Origin of the sequence: Marinobacter bryozoorum, from assembly GCF_023156245.1 — a bacterium.
Taxonomy (GTDB): Bacteria; Pseudomonadota; Gammaproteobacteria; order Pseudomonadales; family Oleiphilaceae; genus Marinobacter; species Marinobacter bryozoorum.
Genome location: NZ_JAKZAH010000007.1, coordinates 37,333 through 59,035, shown reverse-complemented (window position 1 = coordinate 59,035; position 21,703 = coordinate 37,333). Strand labels below are relative to the sequence as shown.

General features: G+C 59.1%; 19 protein-coding genes. 9 read left to right on the top strand and 10 right to left on the bottom strand.

Annotated elements, in window-relative coordinates; all coding sequences use genetic code 11:
- The first annotated feature begins 57 nt into the window (after positions 1 to 57).
- Complete coding sequence (locus MLC59_RS06100; protein ID WP_248232056.1) at positions 58 to 1,002, top strand: D-2-hydroxyacid dehydrogenase; 945 nt, start codon at positions 58 to 60, stop codon at positions 1,000 to 1,002.
- 139 nt (positions 1,003 to 1,141) lie between these two features.
- A complete protein-coding gene (locus MLC59_RS06095; RefSeq protein WP_248232055.1) occupies positions 1,142 to 2,482 on the top strand; it encodes a YihY/virulence factor BrkB family protein in 1,341 nt (446 codons plus the stop codon).
- Here MLC59_RS06095 and MLC59_RS06090 read toward each other — a convergent pair.
- The 6 genes from MLC59_RS06090 to MLC59_RS06065 all read right to left on the bottom strand — a co-directional run bounded on the left by MLC59_RS06090 (position 2,447) and on the right by MLC59_RS06065 (position 8,572).
- The gene (locus MLC59_RS06090; protein ID WP_248232053.1) at positions 2,447 to 3,493 is read right to left on the bottom strand and encodes an HDOD domain-containing protein; all 1,047 of its coding nucleotides are present in this window, start codon (positions 3,491 to 3,493) and stop codon (positions 2,447 to 2,449) included. The genes MLC59_RS06095 and MLC59_RS06090 overlap by 36 nt on opposite strands.
- 115 nt (positions 3,494 to 3,608) lie before the next feature.
- Positions 3,609 to 4,346 carry a 16S rRNA (uracil(1498)-N(3))-methyltransferase gene (locus MLC59_RS06085; protein WP_248232052.1) on the bottom strand — a complete coding sequence of 246 codons (738 nt, stop codon included), beginning with the start codon at positions 4,344 to 4,346 and terminating at the stop codon, positions 3,609 to 3,611.
- An 81-nt stretch (positions 4,347 to 4,427) separates the two neighbouring features.
- Entirely contained in the window at positions 4,428 to 5,777 is a 1,350-nt protein-coding gene (locus MLC59_RS06080) for an adenosylmethionine--8-amino-7-oxononanoate transaminase (protein WP_248232050.1), read from the bottom strand.
- Between the two features lie 528 nt (positions 5,778 to 6,305).
- A complete protein-coding gene (locus MLC59_RS06075) occupies positions 6,306 to 7,052 on the bottom strand; it encodes an amino acid ABC transporter ATP-binding protein (RefSeq protein ID WP_248232044.1) in 747 nt (248 codons plus the stop codon).
- Between the two features lie 11 nt (positions 7,053 to 7,063).
- Positions 7,064 to 7,735: an amino acid ABC transporter permease gene (locus MLC59_RS06070; RefSeq protein ID WP_248232042.1), complete on the bottom strand. Its 672-nt coding sequence runs from the start codon at positions 7,733 to 7,735 to the stop codon at positions 7,064 to 7,066.
- 78 nt (positions 7,736 to 7,813) lie between these two features.
- A complete protein-coding gene (locus tag MLC59_RS06065) occupies positions 7,814 to 8,572 on the bottom strand; it encodes a transporter substrate-binding domain-containing protein (RefSeq protein ID WP_248232041.1) in 759 nt (252 codons plus the stop codon).
- A gap of 603 nt (positions 8,573 to 9,175) precedes the next feature.
- Between MLC59_RS06065 and MLC59_RS06060 the strand changes: the two genes are divergently transcribed.
- The 3 genes from MLC59_RS06060 to MLC59_RS06050 all read left to right on the top strand — a co-directional run bounded on the left by MLC59_RS06060 (position 9,176) and on the right by MLC59_RS06050 (position 10,710).
- Positions 9,176 to 9,592 carry a hypothetical protein gene (locus tag MLC59_RS06060; protein WP_248232038.1) on the top strand — a complete coding sequence of 139 codons (417 nt, stop codon included), beginning with the start codon at positions 9,176 to 9,178 and terminating at the stop codon, positions 9,590 to 9,592.
- Positions 9,593 to 9,600: 8 nt separating this feature from the next.
- On the top strand, positions 9,601 to 10,059 hold the full coding sequence (locus MLC59_RS06055) for a hypothetical protein (protein ID WP_248232037.1): 459 nt from the start codon (positions 9,601 to 9,603) through the stop codon (positions 10,057 to 10,059).
- 72 nt (positions 10,060 to 10,131) lie between these two features.
- Positions 10,132 to 10,710, top strand: coding sequence for a hypothetical protein (locus tag MLC59_RS06050; protein WP_248232030.1), 579 nt, complete (start codon positions 10,132 to 10,134; stop codon positions 10,708 to 10,710).
- Between the two features lie 43 nt (positions 10,711 to 10,753).
- On the opposite strand, the gene metF is transcribed toward MLC59_RS06050, so the two are convergent.
- From metF to MLC59_RS06030, 4 genes are all read right to left on the bottom strand, one after another.
- Positions 10,754 to 11,623 carry a methylenetetrahydrofolate reductase [NAD(P)H] gene (gene metF, locus MLC59_RS06045; RefSeq protein ID WP_248232028.1) on the bottom strand — a complete coding sequence of 290 codons (870 nt, stop codon included), beginning with the start codon at positions 11,621 to 11,623 and terminating at the stop codon, positions 10,754 to 10,756.
- Positions 11,624 to 11,635: 12 nt separating this feature from the next.
- Positions 11,636 to 13,030 (bottom strand): adenosylhomocysteinase, encoded by a 1,395-nt coding sequence (gene ahcY, locus MLC59_RS06040; protein WP_248232025.1) that lies wholly within the window; start codon positions 13,028 to 13,030, stop codon positions 11,636 to 11,638.
- 268 nt (positions 13,031 to 13,298) lie between these two features.
- Positions 13,299 to 14,489 carry a methionine adenosyltransferase gene (gene metK / locus MLC59_RS06035; protein ID WP_248232023.1) on the bottom strand — a complete coding sequence of 397 codons (1,191 nt, stop codon included), beginning with the start codon at positions 14,487 to 14,489 and terminating at the stop codon, positions 13,299 to 13,301.
- Positions 14,490 to 14,616: 127 nt separating this feature from the next.
- Positions 14,617 to 15,627: an ArsR/SmtB family transcription factor gene (locus MLC59_RS06030; protein WP_248232020.1), complete on the bottom strand. Its 1,011-nt coding sequence runs from the start codon at positions 15,625 to 15,627 to the stop codon at positions 14,617 to 14,619.
- Between the two features lie 210 nt (positions 15,628 to 15,837).
- On the opposite strand from MLC59_RS06030, the gene tkt reads away from it, so the two are divergent.
- From tkt to fba, 4 genes are all read left to right on the top strand, one after another.
- Positions 15,838 to 17,838 carry a transketolase gene (gene tkt, locus MLC59_RS06025; RefSeq protein WP_248232016.1) on the top strand — a complete coding sequence of 667 codons (2,001 nt, stop codon included), beginning with the start codon at positions 15,838 to 15,840 and terminating at the stop codon, positions 17,836 to 17,838.
- Positions 17,838 to 18,869, top strand: coding sequence for a type I glyceraldehyde-3-phosphate dehydrogenase (gene gap, locus MLC59_RS06020; protein ID WP_248232015.1), 1,032 nt, complete (start codon positions 17,838 to 17,840; stop codon positions 18,867 to 18,869). The genes tkt and gap overlap by 1 nt, the downstream gene beginning before the upstream one ends.
- Positions 18,870 to 19,128: 259 nt before the next feature.
- Positions 19,129 to 20,289: a phosphoglycerate kinase gene (locus MLC59_RS06015; protein ID WP_248232013.1), complete on the top strand. Its 1,161-nt coding sequence runs from the start codon at positions 19,129 to 19,131 to the stop codon at positions 20,287 to 20,289.
- Between the two features lie 175 nt (positions 20,290 to 20,464).
- Positions 20,465 to 21,529, top strand: a complete 1,065-nt coding sequence (fba, locus tag MLC59_RS06010; protein WP_248232010.1) for a class II fructose-bisphosphate aldolase — start codon at positions 20,465 to 20,467, stop codon at positions 21,527 to 21,529.
- The last annotated feature ends 174 nt before the right edge of the window (positions 21,530 to 21,703 follow it).

Genomic DNA, 21,703 nt, shown 5'->3' with positions numbered 1-21,703 from the left:
CCGCATTTCCTTTTGATGGTCCCGTTAACTTGCGAGCATAAAACAGGAGTCAGAACAGTGAAAGCCGTATTCCTTGATGCCAGCACCCTGGGTGACGACGTATCCCTTGCGCCCATAGAGTCGGTGACCGGGCCCCTGACCTGCCACCCCCGTACTGCGCCAGAGCAGGTGGTTGACCGGTTGCAGGGCTTTGATACGGTGCTGGTCAACAAGGTCGTTCTGGGTCGCGAACACTTTGCGGCCTGCCCGGACCTTGAGACCATCGCGGTGGTGGCCACTGGCCTGAACAACATCGACCTGGAGGCGGCAAGGGATCACGGTATCCAGGTGCTTAATGTCACCCGGTATGGTCGCTCAACCGTGGCCCAGCACACCATGGCCCTTATACTCGCGCTCGCCACCCGGATGCTGGACTACGACCGGGATGTGCGTCAGGGGCGCTGGGGGCAGAGCAATATGTTCTGCCTGATGGATCACCCCATCATGGAACTGGAAGGCAAGACCCTTGGCATCATCGGCTATGGCGACCTTGGGCAGGGCGTGGCGGAGCGGGCCCGTGCTTTCGGCATGGAAATCCTGCTGGGCTGCCGCCCCGGCCAGCAAGCGGGAGAAGTTGATGGTTACCACCGAGTCCCCCTGGAGGAGCTGCTGCCTCAGGTGGATGTGCTGTCATTGCACTGCCTGCTTACGGATGAAACCCGGAACCTCATCGGTGCCACCGAGTTGGGGAAAATGAAAAGGTCGGCGCTGCTGATCAATACCAGCCGGGGTGGCCTGGTGGATGAGCAAGCCCTTGCCGATGCCCTCCGGGCCGGAAGCATTGGCGGCGCAGGATTCGACGTACTCACCGAAGAGCCCCCACGCAACGGCAACCCGTTGCTGGCGGATGATATACCCAACCTCATTATTACGCCTCATTCGGCCTGGGCGAGCCGGGAAGCCCGGCAGAGGATTGTTGAGATTACTGCGAGGAATCTGGCTGGCATCGAGGGGGCGAAGTGATGCAGGGAGATTTCGTTCATGCAGGATTTTCAGCCATACTCATTATAGTTATCTGAAAACAGTGGTATTCCTCAGTTCGCCGGAACTGTAAGCGGGCCGGCCAAGAGGAGTGCACCAGACTATCCACAAAGGACATTGCGTGGCTTCATTCCAGTTCAAAGAGCGTTTCAAGGCCGCCGAGCGGTGGATACTGTCCAATCCCAATCCACCCGAGCAGTGGCCCTGGACCTGGCTTTACAAGGCAGGGCGGATTGCCTACGCGGTGGCCCGGGATATTCTCAGTGGGCAGTTAACGCTCCACGCCATGAGCCTGGTTTACACCACGTTGTTGAGTATCGTGCCCTTGCTGGCACTGAGCTTTTCGGTGCTCAAGGCCATGGGGGTGCACGAGCGTATTGAGCCGTTCCTGTATCAGTTCTTCCAGCCCCTGGGGGAGCAGGGCACGGAGGTCGCCGAGCAGATTCTCAGCTTCGTGGACAATATGAAGGTGGGGGTACTTGGATCGGTCGGCCTGGCATTGCTGGTCTACACGGTGATTGCCCTGGTGCAGAAAATCGAACGCTCCTTCAACATGATCTGGCGGGTGCCGGAGATGCGCTCCCTGGCGCAACGATTCAGCAACTACCTGAGCGTGATCATGATCGGTCCGCTGCTGATGGTTTCCGCTATCGGGATCACGGCGACGATCCTGTCTTCCGCTATTGTGCAACGTCTCGTCGAGATCGAGCCGTTTGGAACAGCCATTCTGACGGCCAGCAAGATGACGCCTTTCATGCTGGTTGTAGCGGCCTTTACGTTCGTCTACATCTTTATTCCCAATACCCGGGTCAAACTCCGGTATGCCTTTATCGGGGGGCTGATAGCCGGGGTGACATGGCAGGCCGGGGGCATGATCTTCGCTTCGTTTGTGGCGGGCTCCACCCGCTATGCGGCTATCTATTCCAGCTTCGCTATCGGCATTATCCTGCTGATCTGGATTTACATTAACTGGATGATCCTGCTGGTGGGCTCCAGCATTTCCTTTTATCTGCAGAACCCCGGAAACGTATCCAAGCGCCGGGATGTGGATGCCTCCCCGGCACTGCAGGAACAGGTGGCCCTCGTGCTCATGTGGCGGGTGTGCAGGCCCTTCAGCGAGGGTGGGCCGGCGCCCCAGCAGGAAACACTGGAGCAGGAGATGCGTGTGCCCGGTGAGATTACCCGGCGGATTTCCGACAAGCTCATCCGCAAGGGGCTACTGACCCTGGCCGGCTCGTCAGGCGACCACCTGGTACCGGGGCGGGCCCTGGAACTGATTCATGTCGGCGATGTGCTGGAGGCCGTGCGTGAAGACGAGGAGGGTGTGATGGAGCGGCTGCCGAACGTATTGCCGCCGGAAATGTACCCCACGGTCAGCGCGGACCAGACCCGTACTTTTGCGGATCTGTTACGTCCGGTTATTGCGTCAGCGGCTGGAGAGTCCCTCAGCGAGAAAGCGTGACAGTATCTGGCGGACCTTTTCTGTTTGCCGCGGATCGAGTGACAGCAAGGCCTGCAACTCCTCTTCGGCGAGGTTGCGCTGGTGGGCATCCCGCAGAACTTCGCGGGTACCCAGTGTCAGGCCATCGTTCAGTGGCGATTGGGCATCACCGGGTACCGGACGTTCAGCGGTCAGTAACAAAGCATGGTAGCGGGTGGGCAGTCTCCATGCCTTCGCTATCTTCTGGGCGGTGGCCCAGGCGAACCGGTGAGTGACTTCATAATACATTTGCGGAGTGGCCTGCTGGTCCGGATAGCGTCGCCGGATAATACTCTGTACTTCCCGCCGCAGTGTGAGGTAGGCGAGGGCGGGCAACAGGCCGGTCATAAAGTAACTGGTGCTTTCTTCCTTGCGGTTCAGGGCAATCAGTTCCGATGCCCTGGCGCAGCTCAGGCCCCAGCGCCAGACCCTTTGGGTGAAGGTGGACTCGGTGGAGTTGCGGGCGGCCAACATGGGGCGCATGACTGAGGCCGAGGCGACATTGCGGATGCCATCGAGCCCCAGCAGAAAGACAGCCTGGTCTACCGTCTCGACCGTCTGGTCGCCCACCTTGAAGAAGGGGCTGTTCGCGACCTGGAGGACCTGGTCGGTGAGCGCTGGGTCATTGAGGATGATCTGCGCTACATCCTTGCGGGTGGTTGCTTCGCTGGCGAGGGTTCGCATCAGCGTCGGCAATGTCAGGGGTTGCCGGGGGAGCTCCTCCAGCCTGCTGTTTTCCAGGCGGTTTTCGATTTCCCTCAGGACCTTGCCGGTAAAAGGCGATGGTGTAACAAGTTGGCGCGGATTGCAGTCCAGCAGCCAGCAGAACAGGTGGTCATCCAGCCGGTCCCTGGCAGGGCGACTCTGGTCCGCCTGCCAGTCTTCCGGGGCCAGGGTCGGGGCGGAGACTTGGCTCTCGTCTTCAGCGCTGGAATCCGTGGCACCGTGGCGCTGGAAAAACCTGGCTCTTATCCAGGAGAAAATACCTGGCATCCGGTGCGTCTCCTTGAAGATGTCTGGATTTTCGGGAGGTTACGAACCCGAATCTGCTGTCGCAGTATAGTACAGTCCCGCTGCAGGCGCCTGCGATCTGATCGGGCCGTGGTTGTTAGTCCCGCAAGTCGCCCCAGAGCCATTGGCAAAGTGTGATGGCGGCCACCGGAGCGGTTTCTGTCCGAAGTACCCTTGGTCCAAGTGCTGCAGGATGAAAGTCCTGCGCCAGCGCCATGGTGATCTCCGCCTCGGAGAGCCCCCCCTCCGGACCTATGAGTAGCGCTATCCCGTTGGCCGGAGCTGCGAGCTGGTCAAGCGCCTGCTCGGACCTGTGATGCAGCACCAGCCGCAGGTCACAGCACCGGCTTTGCTCAAACCAGTCAGTGAGGGTCGAAAGCGGTGTGATGGTGGGCACGGTTGCCCGGCCACACTGCTCGGCAGCACTGATGGCCACCTGTTGCCAGTGGCGGATGCGCTTGTCCTCCCGGTCCCCTTTCAGGCGCACATCGCACCTTTCGCTGGTCAGGGGCACGATGGTATCTACCCCGAGCTCAGTGCTCTTCTGGACGGCGTAGTCCATCCGGTCACCCTTGGAAATGACCTGGCCTAGCACAACCTTCAGGCGAGGTTCGCTGAGGCTGGGCTGTGCCTGAAGCACCCGTGCAGTAACCTGCTTCTTGCCAACCTCGTCAAGCTCGGACGGGTAGTTGTTGCCATCGCCGTTGAACAGCACCAGCGGCTGGCCGGGCTGCATGCGCAGTACCTTGCCCACATGGTGGGCGGCACTGTCATCGAGGGTTACCGTCTGCCCTGCTTGTAAGGGCGCTCTGGTATGGATTCTGGGGTTGCGCACAGAGTTAACCTGCCTGGAACGGACACAAGGGCGTCAGGTTACCGAAAACCCGGGCCCTTGCGCCAGTCGGTCAGGCCCTGGTCAGTCGCGGACCGCAATGTCGATGCCTTCGGTGGCCACCTGCGCCAGGTGGCGAATCTGCTCTTCGGTGATCACGTAGGGCGGCATGAAGTAGACAACGTTCCCCAGTGGGCGCAGCAGGGCCTCCCTGGTCAGCGAGTGCTGATAGACCCGGATGCCCCGGCGCTCCTGCCAGGGGAAAGGTTCTTTGGTCTTGCGGTCCTTGACCATCTCGATGGCCATGGTCATGCCATGCTGACGGATATCGCCTACGTTCGGGTGATCCGCCAGGTGAGCGACCGACTCTGTCATGCAGCGGGACAGGGCCTTGTTGGCGTTGATCACATCGTCATCCCGGAAGATGTCCAGGGTGGCCAGGGCGACAGCACAGCCGATGGGATTGCCGGTGTAGCTGTGGCTGTGGAGGAAGGCACGCAGGGTTTCGTAGTCGTCGTAGAAGGCGTTGTAGACGTCATCCGTTGTCAGCACGACCGACAGGGGCAGGTAACCGGCGGTCAGTCCCTTGGACAGGCACATAAAGTCCGGGGTGATGCCGGACTGTTCGCAGGCGAACAGGGTACCGGTGCGGCCAAAGCCGACGGCGATTTCGTCAGCGATCAGGTGTACACCGTAACGATCACAGGCTTCCCGCAGTTTGGTGTGGTAAATGGGGTGGTGCATGCGCATGCCCCCGGCGCACTGGATCAGCGGCTCGACAACGACGGCGCAAATCTCGTCATGCTTTTCGGCCAGCAGTTTGTCCATGGCCTCGAACTGGCGCAGTGCGTACTCTTCGTCGGTCTCGCCCGGTTCCTTGTTGTAAGCGTCTGGGGAGGGGGCGGTGAGCACTTCCATCAGCAGCGGCTGGTAGGTGTCCTTGTAGAGCGCTACGTCGCCAAGGGCCAGGGCACCGAGGGTTTCGCCGTGGTAGCTGTTGGACAGGTTGACGAAGTTCTTCTTGCCGGGGTTGCCGTGGTTTTTCCAGTAGTGGTAGCTCATTTTCAGGGCCGCCTCGATGGCGGATGAGCCGTTGTCGGCGTAGAAGCATTTGTTCAGTCCTTCGGGCGTGACTTCAATTAGCCTTTCGGAGAGCTCCACCACGGGCTCATGGCTGAAGCCGGCGAGGATGACGTGCTCCAGCTTCTCGATCTGGTCGCGGATGGCGCCATTAATGCGGGGGTTGGCGTGGCCGAACAGGTTGACCCACCAGGAGCTGACGGCGTCGATATACTGGTTGCCTTCGAAGTCTTCCAGCCAGACCCCTTCGCCTTTCTTGATGGGGATCAGCGGCAGGGATTCGTGGTCCTTCATCTGGGTACAGGGGTGCCAGACGGATTTCAGGTCACGGGCGACCAGGTCGGCATTGCGCATGTTTGGCTCCGGTTCTGTTTGCTTATTGGTGGATGTTGGCTGTTAACCAGAATGGATAATACAGTTAACGGAGGTTGGTAGGAAGGGGCTGTTTTTTGTTGGTAGCCTGGCTGGTTTGGGGGCTGGCCGCATGGTGTAGGGGGGATTTCTCCACCGCAATTCACGGCCCATCCCTGGGCCGGCCTTGCTCCGCGCCATCCCTGGCGCTGTTACGAAATCCCCCCTACACCACACGTCCGACGGGCCTTTGCGATAACGCCACTGGAGTTATTTTGGCGTCAGCAGTTTTCGGGAACTTACTGGTCTGCAGAACAAAGAATTGAGTTAGATGGATATTCCAACGGCTTTTAGTGGAGGCAACTCGATTGCTAGAGCGGATCGGGGGTGGTGGTAGCGCTTTCGCAGCAGCGCCATGGATGGCGCGGAGCAAGGCGGGTGCCAGGGATGGCCCCTGAATTGCGGCGGAGAAAGCGCTACCACCACCCCCGGTCCAGCCCCCAAAACATGAGGACCTATTTGGTCACCCGCTTAGTGCTTAAGAACCCGGGAAAGAAACGACTGGGTCCGCTCATTCTGCGGGTTATCAAACACATCCTCAGGCTTGCCTTCCTCAACAATCTGACCCTCGTGGATATAGATCACCCGGTCAGCCACCTCCCGGGCGAAGCCCATCTCATGGGTCACCACCATCATCGTCATACCTTCCTTGGCCAGCTCCCGCATGACATCCAGAACCTCACCGATCATCTCCGGGTCCAGGGCGGAGGTCGGCTCATCGAACAGCATCAGTCGGGGTTCCATCGCCAGTGCCCGGGCAATGGCCACCCGCTGCTGCTGGCCGCCGGAAAGGTGGCTGGGGTACTTGTTGGCCTGATCGGCAATACCGACCCGCTGGAGTAGCCGTTCTGCTGTCCCATTGGCCACCACCTGGGGCGTGTTCTTGACCTTCATGGGCGCCAGCATGATGTTCTTCTTCACCGTCAGGTGGGGGAACAGGTTGAACTGCTGGAACACCATACCCACTTCCTTGCGGATCTCGGCCAGGGATTTCTGATTGCCACCCTTGGGCGCCAGCGGGTGGCCATCTACCTCCAGCTTGCCGGACTCGAAGGGTTCCAGGCCGTTCACACAGCGGATCAGTGTCGACTTGCCGGAGCCGCTGGCCCCGATGATCACCACCACTTCGCCGGCTTCCACCGTCAGGTTAATGTCCTTCAGTACGTGGAGCTTGCCAAAGTACTTGTTCATACCTTGCATTTTTACAATCTGGCTCATACTCCCGCTCCTCAAACCGACGTCAGCCCGCGCCGTTCAACCAGGCGCAGGATCAGTGACAGTGACAGGGTAATCATCAGGTACATGATCGCCACCACGAAGTACACCTCGAACGCGGTAAAGGTATTGGCGATGTAAACCTGGCCCTGACGCACCAGCTCGCCCACGCCGATCACCGAGAACAACGAAGTATCCTTGATGGAGACGATGGCCTGGTTGCCAAGGGGCGGGATCATGCGGCGGAAGGCCTGGGGCCAGACGATGGACCAGAAGGTCTGGGTGCGGGACAGGCCCAGGGAAAGGCCCGCTTCGGTCTGGCCCTTGTCGATGGACTGGACGCCACCGCGGACCACTTCCGAAATATAGGCGCCTGAGTTCAGCGCAATGGCGGCGATGCCAGCGGTCAGTGGGTCGATCGGCCCGCCGACCAGGTCCGGCAGGCCGTAGAAAATGAACAGCACCTGCACGAGGATGGGCGTGCCCCGGAAAACCTCGATGTAGGCTGTCGCAGGCCAGCGCAGGAACCAGCGTTTATTGATACTCAGCAGCCCGAAGATAATACCCAGCAAAAAGCCGATGGCCAGGCCGCCGAAGGATATCAGTAGGGTGTAGGGAATGCCTTTGAGCAGAAAGGGAATGGACTGAATCGCTGCCTGCCAGTCGAACTGGAACTGAAACTCCACGCGCTGTTTCTCCGCTCAGTTCAATGAAAAGCGCCGAAGCACTCGGGCTCCGGCGCTGGTGGTGGTAAGTGAGCTGTCTTACTCGCTGTCTGGTAGTTCACCAAACCATTTCTTGTAGATTTCGTCGTAGGTGCCATCGTCCTTCATGGAGGCAAGGGCCTCGTTGACCTCATCCACCCACTCACTGCCTTTCTTCAGCGCGATGCCGTACTGCTGGCCTTCGTACAGCGGCCCAACGGTTTTTACCCGGCCTTCGCCCTTGGTCTGGGCAAAGTAACCCACGTTGGGAGCGTCGTAGAACACCGCGTCAATGGAGCGGCTCATCAGGGCCATGTACATGTCGGAGCTGCCAGGGTAGGGGGTAACACCATCGTTGTCTTCCAGTTCGCGGGTCAGGAAGTCATAGCTGGTGCTGCCTATCTTGGTGCCTACTTTCAGTCCTTCCAGGTCGTCGATAGCCTCGACGGAATCATTATCGACCCGCACCAGCATGCGCAGGCCGGAATCGTAATAGGGATCTGAGAAATCAACGATTTCGCCGCGCTCTTCGGTGATGGTGATGCCGGCAATGGCAATGTCCACGTTACCGGTCTGCAGGGCCGGGATGATGCCGTTAAAGTCCATGGTCTGCAGGTCATAGTCGAACCCGGCACGCTCGGCGACCTCGGCAATGATTTCCATATCGAAACCGATCATCTCACCGGTTTCCTGGTCCATCATCTCGAAGGGTACAAAGCTGGGGTCGGTAACCACTTTCAGGGTTTCAGCGGCTGCGAAGGTGGTCGTCAGCGAAAGCGCAGCAGCCACGCCAAGGGGTTTCATCCAGTTGGTGTTCATGGGATCTCCTTTCAGATTAGGTACATACCTGTATCAGGATAGATCATATAACGATGTTTTGCAGGAGGGTGGTCAGTTCGCGGTTTTCGACTGAGGTCGCAGAGTTTGCCAATTACTTCCCGGCAACAAGTACATCTCCAGGTTGCCGCTATGCCTGTCAGTGAACCCGGAGGTTGTTTAATGGTCGGGTGCAGGCTTACGGTTGTAGCGACGGCATCACTACCGTTAATGGGGCAGCTGACGGATGAGGCCCCGGACCTGGCCTGTTTTCGTCCTCTTCGCATCCCCGCAGGGTGAGTGCGGATCAAAGCCGCTGGGGTGATGCGACTTGCCTGCCAGCACTCATAACTTTGTTCGCAGGATCTGATGGGTTATCTCTCGACCATTATGCCACCAGAGAGTGGCTCAGGTATTGCAAGTATTTCCTGTTTCAGGGATTATTTCTGGTAGGACTGGCCCGCAGTGCAACGGAGCATGCACAAATTCTGAGTCTATCTGATTCTACCGTGTGTGTTTTCAGGTTTTCTTCTGCAGCTAATCCATAGGAAAGTGGCAAGGGATAGTGCTGCCTTGCCGCAAGGACGATCTTAAAAAGGATTTTTTATGTCTAATATCCCTGGTTCAATAAATGGCGTATCCATTGAGTTCGCAGAGAATGTAAATAGATCTGTGGATCAAAAGGTTTTCGATCTACTGAAGCATGTCTTGTCGCCTGAAGTGGCATCAGGATATATCCTGGAGAAAGTTTATATCTCGTCCGCAAATGATCAGCATGTTTTTCCAAGCCGGCATGTTCAGGGTGAAGGGAAAGCTGTAGATATCTCCAGGATAAATGGCCTTAAAATGTCTGTGTCCTATTCATCTGATCAGGCTGTGAGGGCGATTACTGATGCTTTGCAAAACAGAGCCGAGTCTTATGTCCATATAAGAGAAAATTTCGGACCACTTTTCAAAAAGAAGCTCGGAGAGCCGCACCATGTGTCGGGGCACAAGGACCATATTCATTTTTCGGTAAACTAGAGGTCTGCATGAAAATAGTGCTTTTTGCCTTTTTCCTGACCTTGGCCGGATGCTCATCGCTGGGTAGCGAGTTCAGGGGTGCGGTGGCTTATGGCCAGATTCGGGACTTGAACGGTGCTTCACCAGATATCGAAAAACCGCTGTTTGTACGATTGATCGAGGTTCCGATTGTTGAGTCCTCGTGTTATCCAGAGACTCGCGGTACATGCCGGTTTCAGTATTATCTGACAGTTTCGACTTTCGATGAGCAACCGGAAACAAACGTATTCAGGCTGGGGCAAAGGGGGCAGGTCCACGGTGTGGCGTGGCGGGAGTCAGGCCTGTTGGATACGGCGGTCATTGACCTTCAAATAACTAAGTATTCGAGGGTTGGTGTGGAGGCTAACCTGGAGTTGGAGCAAGAGAGTAGTACGGTCAGAATCCGGGTTACGCCCAATGCCATGGAAGAGGTCCTGCTAAGACGATGAGCATGACTGCAGGCGCATGGATTCGGGATGTACGACCGCACGTGGCCGGCCCGGGGGCTTTGCGGAAGGCCCGTGCGCTTCGATGTGTCGGCGAATTCACGCTGGGGGCGTGAAATGCGATTGCTTCCACTAATAACCCTTGCCATTGGTCTTAATATTCAGGGCTGCGAGGCCCAAAATGATTTTCAGGAAAACCAAAAAATTCCCGGACCGATAACAATAGGTCCTCAATGGCAAGTATTGGAACTAGATGAGCCTCTGAAGATTAACAGGGAGGGGGTTCAGGGGCTTCATATTGTTGTTGATTCGGATGAGTTTTCGTCGAACTTCAATTACGGTGATGATCTTTCCAATGACCCAGATCACTATTTTGATTTGAGGAATGAGTCAGGCGAGCTGGTGGCACCCGAAGTCGTTGTGGTGGCTCAGGACGGGACTGAGATCGAGTTGACACCAATCAGCAATATTGGTCTATACGAGGGTGGCCTGACGGTAGGCATGGGTATGCGGGCAGAAGACATTCGCTTGCCATCACCGCCCTTTCCTGAAGGTGTTGAGCGGTTAACGTCTTTGCGCGTAAAAAGCAACGTACCCTTCACCGCCGAGTATCTCTGGTGGCTGGTCGAACATCATCCCGATATGCTGCATTGAATAGTCCCGCCAGCCGTGAGCCTGCCACGGCTGGCGGATTTTCTCAGAACGAGATCTTGTCCCGGTTGGCCAGGCCAAGATTGTTCCAGATATTCAGGCTGGCTTCGGCCTGGTTAAGTGTATAGAAGTGCAGGCCCGGTGCGCCGGCGGCCAGAAGCCGCTCACACATCCGGGTGACCACTTCCTCACCGAACTTCCTGATGCTGTCTGAATCATCGCCGTAGGCTTCCAGTTGCTTGCGGATCCAGCGGGGGATTTCCGCGCCGCACATATCCGAGAAGCGCACAAGGCTGGAGAAGTTGACGATGGGCATGATGCCCGGCACCACCGGGATGGTGATGTTCATCTTTTCCAGGCGGTCGATGAAATAGAAGTAGCTGTCTGCATTGAAGAAGTACTGGGTAATGGCGCTGTTGGCGCCAGCTTCCACCTTGCGGGCGAAGTTCTTCAGGTCTTCCTCGGCGTTGCGGGCCTGGGGGTGGAACTCCGGGTAGGCGGCCACTTCCAGGTTGAAGGTGTCACCGCTGTGCTCGCGGATGAAGGCTACCAGTTCGTTGGCGTAGCGCAGCTCGCCGGAGGCACCCATGCCCGAGGGCAGGTCGCCCCGCAGGGCGACGATGCGGTTGACGCCGCTTTCCCGGTAGATATCCAGCAGCTCGGCAATGCTCTTTCGTGTGCCACCCACACAGGACAGGTGGGGCGCGGTGGAGATGCCCTGGCTGTGCAGGTTCAGCACCGTTTCAATGGTGCGATCCCGGGTTGAGCCGCCAGCACCGAAGGTGACGGAGAAAAAGTCCGGGTGTACCTCCGCGAGGCGGTCACGCACGGTCTGGAGTTTTTCCCGGCCCTGGTCCGTCTTGGGCGGGAAAAACTCGAAACTGAAGCGTCGTTTGAATTGCTTCTGGGATTCCATGTCTGTTTCCAATCAGTACTTGTAGCTTTCCGGCTTGTAGGGGCCTTCCACGGGCACGCCGATGTATTTCGCCTGATCCGGGGTCATCCTGGTGATCACGCCACCGAAGCCTTCCACCATGGCGCGGGCCACTTCCTCGTCCAGCTTCTTGGGCAGGACCTGCACATAGACGTTGGCCGGCTTGTCGCCCGCGGGCAGGTCGGCAAACTTCTTCTCGAACAGGTGCATCTGGGCCAGCACCTGGTTGGCGAAGGAGCCGTCCATGATCCGTGAGGGGTGACCGGTGGCATTGCCCAGGTTCACCAGGCGGCCTTCGGACAGCAGGATCAGGTGGTCATTACTGGCCTTGTCCCGGTAAACCACGTGTACCTGCGGCTTGACCTCGTCCCACTCCCAGTTCTTGCGCATATAGGCGGTGTCGATTTCGTTGTCGAAGTGGCCGATGTTGCTCACCACCGCGCCACTCTTGAGGGCCTTGAGCATGTTGGCGTCGCACACGTTCATGTTACCGGTGGTGGTCACCAGCAGGTCGGTGTTGCCCAGCAGGTCCCGGTTGATGCTGTCTTCGGAGCCAGTGTTCTCACCGTTGATGTACGGGGAGACTACTTCAAAACCGTCCATGCAGGCCTGCATGGCGCAGATGGGATCGGCCTCGGTGACCTTGACGATCATGCCTTCCTGGCGCAGGGAAGCAGCGGAGCCCTTGCCCACGTCACCGTAACCGATGACCAGTGCCTTCTTGCCGGCCAGCAGGTGGTCGGTGGCGCGCTTGATGGCATCGTTCAGGCTGTGGCGACAGCCGTACTTGTTGTCGTTCTTGGACTTGGTGACCGCGTCGTTAACGTTGATGGCCGGCACCTTGAGGGTGCCTTCCCGCAGCATTTCCTGCAGGCGGTGGACGCCGGTGGTGGTTTCTTCGGTAACGCCGTGGCACTTCTCCAGGACTTCCGGGTACTTGTCGTGGAGCAGGGCCGTCAGGTCGCCGCCGTCGTCCAGTACCAGGTTGGGCTCCCAGCCGTCCACGTCGGCGCCGACGGTGCGCTCGAGGCACCATTCGTACTCTTCCTCGGTCTCGCCCTTCCAGGCAAACACAGGGATGCCCCGGGCCGCGATGGCGGCGGCGGCCTGGTCCTGGGTGGAGAAGATGTTGCAGGAGGACCAGCGTACATCGGCGCCCAGTTCGATCAGGGTCTCGATGAGGACAGCGGTCTGGATGGTCATGTGGATGCAGCCCATGATGTTGGCGCCCTTGAGGGGCTGCTCACCCTTGTACTTGTTGCGCAGGGCCATCAGTGCGGGCATTTCGCCCTCGGCAATGTTGATTTCCTTGCGGCCCCAGTCGGCCAGGGTGATATCGCGGACTTTGTAGTCGTCGAAGCTGTTCAATTGTTCAGCCGGAGTGCTCATGGTGTTCTCCTGTTCATTAAAAAGAATGGTTTGCCACGGAATCCACGGAAGAACACGGAAAAAGATAAAGAAAAAAACTGTTCTGCCACTAAATCCACGAAAGAGCACGAAATAAAGACGAATCGCACTGAAGGTATCCTGGTGTTTACTTTTCGTGTTCTTTCGTGGATTTAGTGGCTATAAAATCATTACATCTTTTTTTCCGTGTGCCCCCGCTCGCCCTGAGCTTGTCGAAGGGCCGTGGATTCCGTGGCTAAAAAAAGTGTCTTTAAACGCCCGCTGCGTCCTTCAGTGCAGCCGCCCGGTCTGTTTTCTCCCAGGGGAAGGCGGTAAATGTCTTGCCGCCGACCGTCATCTCGTACGCCTCACGACCAAAGTGCCCGTAGGCGGCGGTCTGCTGGTACATGGGGTGCAGCAGGTCCAGCATGTTGGTGATGGCGTAGGGGCGCAGGTCGAAGTGTTCCCTGACCAGCTGGACGATCTTGTCGTCGCTGATCTTGCCGGTGCCGAAGGTGTTCAGGGAGATCGAAGTAGGCTGCGCCACGCCGATGGCGTAGGACACCTGGATCTCGCACTTTTCGGCCAGGCCGGCGGCGACGATATTCTTGGCCACGTAACGGCCGGCATAGGCCGCAGAGCGGTCTACCTTGGACGGGTCCTTGCCGGAGAAGGCGCCGCCACCGTGGCGGGCCATGCCGCCGTAGGTGTCAACGATGATCTTGCGACCGGTGAGGCCGCAGTCGCCAACCGGGCCACCGATGACGAACTTGCCAGTGGGGTTGATGTGGAACTGGGTGTCCTTGTGCAGCAGCTCCGCCGGCAGGGTGTTCTTGACGATCAGTTCCATCACCGCTTCTTTCAGGTCCGCCTGGGTGACGTCCGGGTCGTGCTGGGTAGACAGGACCACCGCGTCGATGCCGACCACCTTGCCGTCTTCATAGCGGCAGGTGACCTGGCTCTTGGCGTCCGGGCGCAGCCAGGGTAGCAGGCCACTCCTGCGGGCCTCGGCCTGGCGCTGGACCAGACGATGGGAGAAGGTGATCGGCGCCGGCATCAACACGTCGGTTTCATTGCTGGCGAAGCCGAACATCAGGCCCTGGTCACCGGCACCCTGGTCTTCCGGTTTCTGCCGGTCCACGCCCTGGGCGATGTCGACTGACTGCTTGCCGATGATGTTGATTACGCCGCAGGTATCACCGTCGTAGCCCACATCGGAGGAGGTGTAGCCGATGTCCTTGATGACGCCACGGACCAGGTCTTCCAGGTCGACCCAGGCGCTGGTGGTCACTTCGCCGCCAATAATGGCGACGCCGGTCTTGACCATGGTTTCGCAGGCGACGCGGGCGTGGGGGTCGTCTTTCAGGATGGCGTCCAGTACGGCATCGGAGATCTGGTCGGCCAGTTTGTCCGGATGGCCTTCGGAGACCGACTCGGAAGTAAAGATGCTGTAGTCAGACATAGCACAGGCTCCTCTTGAGCTGGCGGGCAGTTTGCTGCCCTGTTTTCAGTGTGATGTTGGTCCCGCCTGGTTGTTAACCAATACGGTTCAAATTGACAACGGATTTTATATCAAAGAATTTTGATATTCATTGTTGGGCTTGGGTTTCCGGCTTGCGGAATTCCCGTACCTGTACCTGGAAGCCGTTACGCAGGCCGATGAACAGGGTTTCGCCGGTTTCCAGTCCCGCATCGCTGGCCCAGACATTCAGCTTCTCCGGTTCGAAGCCCAGCCACAGGTCACCGCAGTTCTCCCGCGCCCAGTCCTGGTCGTGCCGACGCAGATCGCTGATCACCAGGTAACCGCCGGGGGCCATCAGTTCGCTGGCCTCCAGGAAGATGTCTGCGGGGCTGGGTACGTGGTGCAGCACCATGTTGGCGACGACCAGGTCGAACCGCTCGGTCTTCGGGAGCAGGGTGGCCGTGGTGCCCTCAACCAGCTCCACGTTATCCAGCGATTCGTCGGCGCAGGTCTGCTGCGCCTTGCGCAGCATGTCGGTGGAGTTATCCACCGCCACCACTCGCGAACAGATACCAGCCAGTACGGGCAGGAAGGCGCCCTCGCCGGGGCCGATTTCCAGGGCGGTTTGCCAGTTGTGCTGGGCGGCCCGGGCCCGGATCAGGTCTGCCGTTGGTTCCGCGTACAAGTCAAAGGCGGCAATCAATTCCTGCTGTTCCCGGAACTGGTCCGCATGGCGGGCGAAGAACGCCTGGGACTGGTCCGCGCGCTGGCTGCGGATGGCTTCGATCTTTTCCTGCAGATGGCTGGCTACCGGTATCCGGTCGATGGTGCTGAAGACCTGTTGGGCCGCAGAATCGACGACGCCCAGCTGGCCCGGGGCCAGGTGCAGCGGGCGGCGATAGAAGATGGCGTTGCCTTCCCGCTGGGGTTCAATCAGCCCGGCCTTGTGCAGCACTTTCAGGTGGTGACTCATGCCGGACTGACGGACGTCGAACAACTGACTCAGTTCCAGCACGCCGAACGTGTCCCGCCGCAGCACCCGCAGGATTTCAAGGCGCAGGGGATCACCGCAAGCCTTGTAGAGCGGGGCGAGGGCATCGAGGCCGACGGGCAGGGCGGGAGCTTTCATACTGGTCATGGCGGCAAGTCTAGTGGCTGGTTGCGGATTGATCAACATCTATATCAAAAAAAATTGATATAGAGTTTATCTGGTCCGTCGGGCGTGGTTCGGTAATCCCTGCCGTCCCGGCCACCACGTCGATTTGCCCCGGTGCCCACTAATCGGCGAAAATACGCGCCTTCTTTTTTCGTTCGCTTATGTTTCCTGACAAATACTGGAGAAACGTCAATGCCGTCCCGTAACGATCTCGCCAACGCCATTCGCGCGCTGAGCATGGATGCGGTTCAGAAAGCCAAGTCCGGCCACCCGGGTGCGCCCATGGGTATGGCGGATATCGCCGAGGTGCTGTGGAATGACTACCTCAGCCACAACCCGGCCAACCCCCAGTGGGCCAACCGTGACCGCTTCGTGCTGTCCAACGGGCATGGCTCCATGTTGCAGTATTCCCTGCTGCATCTGAGCGGGTACGACGTTTCCATTGACGACATCAAGAACTTCCGTCAGCTGCACTCCAGGACCCCGGGTCACCCGGAATACGGCTACACCCCGGGTGTTGAAACCACCACCGGTCCGCTGGGGCAGGGTATTGCCAACGCTGTTGGCTTCGCCATTGCCGAGAAGGCCCTGGGTGCCCAGTTCAACCGCCCCGGCCACGACATCGTTGACCACTACACCTACGCCTTCCTGGGTGACGGCTGCCTGATGGAAGGCATCTCCCACGAGGTGGCCTCACTGGCCGGCACCCTGGGCCTGGGCAAGCTGATCTTCTTCTATGACGATAACGGCATCTCCATCGACGGCGAGGTGGACGGCTGGTTCACCGACGATACTCCGAAGCGCTTTGAGTCCTATGGCTGGCAAGTGATCCCGGCGGTGGACGGCCATGACGCCAACGCCATCCGCGCGGCCATCGAGAGTGCCCGTGCCAATACCGACCAGCCTACGCTGATTTGCTGCAAGACCATCATCGGCTTTGGCTCGCCCAACAAGCAGGGCACCGAGAGCTGTCACGGCGCGCCGCTGGGCGATGATGAAATCCAGCTGACCCGCGAAAAGCTGGGCTGGAACCATGGTCCGTTCGAAGTTCCCGAGGACATCTATGCCGCCTGGAACGCCAAAGAAAAAGGCACTGCGGCCGAAAACACCTGGAACGAGGCCTTCGCCGCCTACGAGAAGGCCGAGCCGGAACTGGCCGCCGAGTTCAAGCGCCGTATGAACGGTGACCTGCCGGCAGACTTTGCAGAGAAGGCGGACGCCTACATCCGCGAGTGTCAAGAAAAGGGCGAAACCGTCGCCAGCCGCAAGGCCTCCCAGAACACCCTGAATGCCTACGGCCCCCTGTTGCCCGAACTGCTGGGCGGCTCTGCGGACCTGGCCGGCTCCAACCTGACCATCTGGAGCGACAGCAAGGGCCTGACCAGGGATGACGCTTCCGGTAACTACATCTATTACGGTGTGCGGGAGTTCGGCATGGCGGCCATCATGAACGGCATCGCCCTGCACGGTGGTTTCGTGCCCTATGGCGCCACCTTCCTGATCTTCATGGAGTACTGCCGCAACGCGGTGCGCATGGCCGCACTGATGAAGCAGCGCTCCATCTATGTGTTCACCCACGACTCCATCGGTCTGGGTGAAGATGGCCCGACCCACCAGCCCATCGAGCAGCTGGCCAGCCTGCGTACTACCCCGAACATGAACACCTGGCGCCCGGCGGATGCGGTTGAATCTGCGGTGGCCTGGAAAGCCGCCCTCCAGCGCACGGACGGGCCCTCTGCCTTGGTCTTTTCCCGCCAGGGTCTGCCGCACCAGGACCGTGACGACAAGCAGCTGGCAGACGTGGCCAAGGGCGGTTACATCCTCTCTGACGATGGCGGCACCCCGGACCTGATCCTGATCGCCACCGGCTCTGAAGTCGGCCTGGCTCAGGATGCGGCTGGCGCCCTGCGGGAGAAAGGTCACAAGGTGCGGGTGGTTTCCATGCCGTCCACCGAGGTATTCGATGCCCAGAGTGCCCAGTACAAGCAGAAGGTGCTGCCGCTGGATGTGACCAACCGCATTGCCATTGAAGCTGCCATCGAAGATTACTGGTACAAGTATGTGGGCCTGGACGGCCGGGTGATTGGCATGAGCACCTTCGGTGAGTCTGCCCCGGCTGGTGAGCTGTTCCGGGAATTCGGTTTCACCGTCGACAACATCGTCGATACCGCCCTCGAGTTGCTGGATAACTGATGAGCAACGGAGCCCCTGCACGCATTGCCATTAACGGCTATGGCCGCATTGGCCAGTGCGTGCTGCGTGCGCTCTATGAAAATGGCTACCGTGACCGGCTGCAGGTGGTGGCCATCAACGAGCTGGCGGACCTGGACACCATCGCCCACCTGACCCGCTATGACTCCACCCACGGACGCTTTCGTGGTGACGTGCAGGCACAGGGTGACCACCTGGTCGTAAACGGCGATGCCATCCGGGTGCTGCGAAGTGCCGAACCCGACGGCCTGCCCTGGGGTGAGCTGAACGTGGACCTGGTGCTTGAGTGTTCCGGCTCTTTCAGTGATCGTGCCACGGCAGAGCAGCACCTGGCAGCGGGCGCCCGTCGACTGCTTTTCTCCCAGCCGGCGGAGCCGGATGTGGATCGCACGGTGGTTTTCGGTGTGAACGACAATAGCCTGGAAGCCGAGGACCGCATCGTGTCGGCGGCCTCCTGCACCACCAACTGCCTGGTGCCTGTAATAAAGGTGCTGGATGAGGCCCTGGGAGTGGAGCAGGGCAGTACCACCACCATCCATGCGGCCATGAACGACCAGCCGGTTATCGACGCCTACCATCACCAGGACCTGCGTCGTACCCGTAGCGCCCTGCACAATATCGTGCCGGTGGACACAGGTCTGGCCCGGGGTATCGAGCGGCTGTTACCGGATATGAAAGACCGGTTCAGCTCAGTCGCCATGAGGGTGCCCACGTTGAACGTCTCGGCCATCGATATGGTGGTGAACGTTCGCCGTGAAACCTCCGTTGGCGAGGTGAATCGCCTGCTGGCGGACGCCTCTGGGAACGGCCTCAAGGGTGTATTGGGCTATACCGACGAACTGCTGGCCAGCTCCGACTTCAACCACGATGCCCACTCCGGCATCGTCGATGGCGGCCAGACCCGGGTCACCGGCGGGCGAATGGTGAAGGTGCTGTGCTGGTTTGATAATGAATGGGGCTTTGCCAACCGGATGCTGGATGTAGCTCAGTGTTGGTTGGGTAAAAAAGATTGATTGGCCACGGAATCCACGGAAGAACACGGAAAAAAGATAAAGATACTTGCCACGAAAACCACGAAAGAACACGAAAAACTGGACTGCTCTAAAAATCTGTCTGTTTTAACTTTCGTGTTCTTTCGCGGGTTTAGTGGCTAAAAAAATTATTTAATCTTTTCTTTTTCCGTGTTTTTCCGTTCGCCCTGAGCTTGTCGAAGGGCGGTGGATTCCGTGGCAAAAAAAGCATTCGAACTCTCAGGAAAATGGAACTGCGATTATGGCCATCAAGAAAATGACTGACCTGGACCTCGCGGGTAAGCGGGTTCTGATCCGGGAAGACCTGAACGTACCCGTAAAAGACGGCAAGGTCAGCAGCGACGCACGCATCCGTGCCTCACTGCCCACCATCAAGGCGGCGCGGGATGCCGGTGCGAAGGTCATGCTGATGTCTCACCTGGGGCGCCCGGAAGAGGGCGTTTATGACGAGGCTTCCTCGATGAAGCCGGTGGCTGAGCACCTGACCGGTCTGCTGGGGCAGGACGTTCGCCTGATCGAGGACTACCTGGACGGTGTCGAAGTGGCCGACGGTGAGGTGGTGCTTTTCGAGAACGTGCGCTTCAACAAGGGTGAGAAAAAAGACAACGAGGCGCTGGCAAAGCAATACGCTGCCCTGTGCGATGTCTATGTGATGGACGCCTTCGGCACCGCCCACCGGGCCCAGGCCTCGACCCACGGGGTTGCCAAGTTCGCCCCGGAAGCCTGCGCTGGCCCCCTGCTGGCGGCGGAGCTGGATGCCCTGGGCAAGGCCCTGGACAATCCGGCGAAGCCGGTGGTCGCCATTGTTGGCGGCTCCAAGGTTTCCACCAAGCTGGATGTTCTGAACGCGCTGGAAAAGGTGTGTGACCAGATTATTGTGGGCGGCGGTATCGCCAACACCTTCCTGGCAGCCGCCGGGCATCCGGTCGGCAAGTCACTGTGTGAGCATGACCTGATCGACACCGCCAAGGACATTGCCTCCCGCGTGGAAATTCCGCTTCCGGTCGATGTCGTGGTTGCTCCGGAGTTTTCGGAAAATGCCACCGCGACGGTGAAGAACATTTCCGACGTCGCCGAGGACGATATGATCCTGGATGTCGGCCCGGAGACCGCCGGCGAATTCGCCCAGCTTCTCAAGAACGCCAGGACCATCCTGTGGAATGGCCCGGTCGGTGTATTTGAATTCGATCAGTTTGGTAATGGCACCAAGGCCCTGGCCCATGCTATTGCTGAGAGCGGTGCGTTCTCGCTGGCCGGCGGTGGCGATACCGTGGCGGCGGTTGACAAGTATGGCGTAGCTGACAAGATCTCGTATATCTCCACCGGCGGCGGTGCCTTCCTGGAATTCGTGGAAGGCAAGACGTTGCCTGCAGTAGCGGTATTGGAAGAGCGGGGCGCCTGATTTTGGTGCCTGCCGCCAGGGAGCGGTGAGGCTTTCCGGGACACGCCGTGGATCCGTCCATGGAGGCTCTTCGAAAACGTCCCTGTTTTCGAAGGTCCCTGAAAGCCTCCCCCCACCCTGGCTCCGAAACTACACGACCAGCTTCGAAAAAATCTATCTAGCAAGGAGAAAACCCATGGCCCTGATTTCGATGCGGCAACTTCTGGATCATGCCGCCGAGCATGGTTACGGTGTGCCCGCTTTTAACGTGAACAACCTGGAACAGATGCGAGCCATCATGGAAGCGGCCGACAAGACCGACTCCCCGGTGATTGTCCAGGCCTCTGCCGGTGCCCGCAAGTACGCCGGTGCCCCCTTCCTGCGCCACCTGATCCTGGCGGCGGTGGAAGAATTCCCGCATATCCCGGTTGTCATGCACCAGGATCACGGCACCAGCCCGGCGGTGTGCCAGCGCTCCATCCAACTGGGCTTCAGCTCGGTGATGATGGACGGCTCCCTGGGTGAAGACGGCAAGACCCCCACCGAGTATGACTACAACGTTGACGTGACTCGTCGAACTGTTGATATGGCGCACGCCTGTGGTGTCTCGGTGGAAGGCGAGCTGGGTTGTCTGGGCTCCCTGGAGACCGGGCAGGCCGGTGAAGAGGATGGCATTGGTGCCGAAGGCACGCTGGACCACAGCCAGATGCTGACCGACCCGGAGGAAGCGGCAGACTTCGTGAAGAAGACCCACGTGGACGCCCTCGCCATCGCCATCGGCACCAGCCACGGGGCGTACAAGTTTACCCGTCCCCCCACCGGCGACATCCTTGCTATCGAGCAGATCAAGGCGATCCATGCCCGCATCCCGGACACCCACCTGGTCATGCACGGCTCCAGTTCCGTGCCCCAGGAGTGGCTGGAAATTATCAACCAGTACGGCGGTGAGATCCCGGAAACCTACGGTGTGCCGGTTGAGGAAATCGTGGAAGGCATCAAACACGGCGTTCGCAAGGTGAATATCGACACCGACCTGCGCCTGGCCAGCACCGGTGCGGTACGTCGCTTCCTGGCCGAGAATCCGGCCGAGTTTGACCCGCGCAAGTTCCTCAAGGAAACCATGAAGGCGATGACCGAAGTATGCGTGGCCCGTTACGAGGCGTTCGGTACTGCCGGTAATGCCAGCAAGATCAAGCCGATCAACCTGGAAAGGATGTTCGAGCGTTACGAGGCTGGCGAGCTGGACCCGAAGGTCAAGTAAGCGGTCTTGCCTGTGCAGGGGCCAGCATGGCCTGGCCCCTGTGCCTGCTTACTCCACATTCCTGTCCTGTGCAGGCCAAAGGTTGCACCTCCCCGATATCCCTTCCGTGGTCAAAGCCTTTGCGAACCTGCGTCGACAAACAACCCCAACCCTGATAAGCCGTAAGGTGCAGGA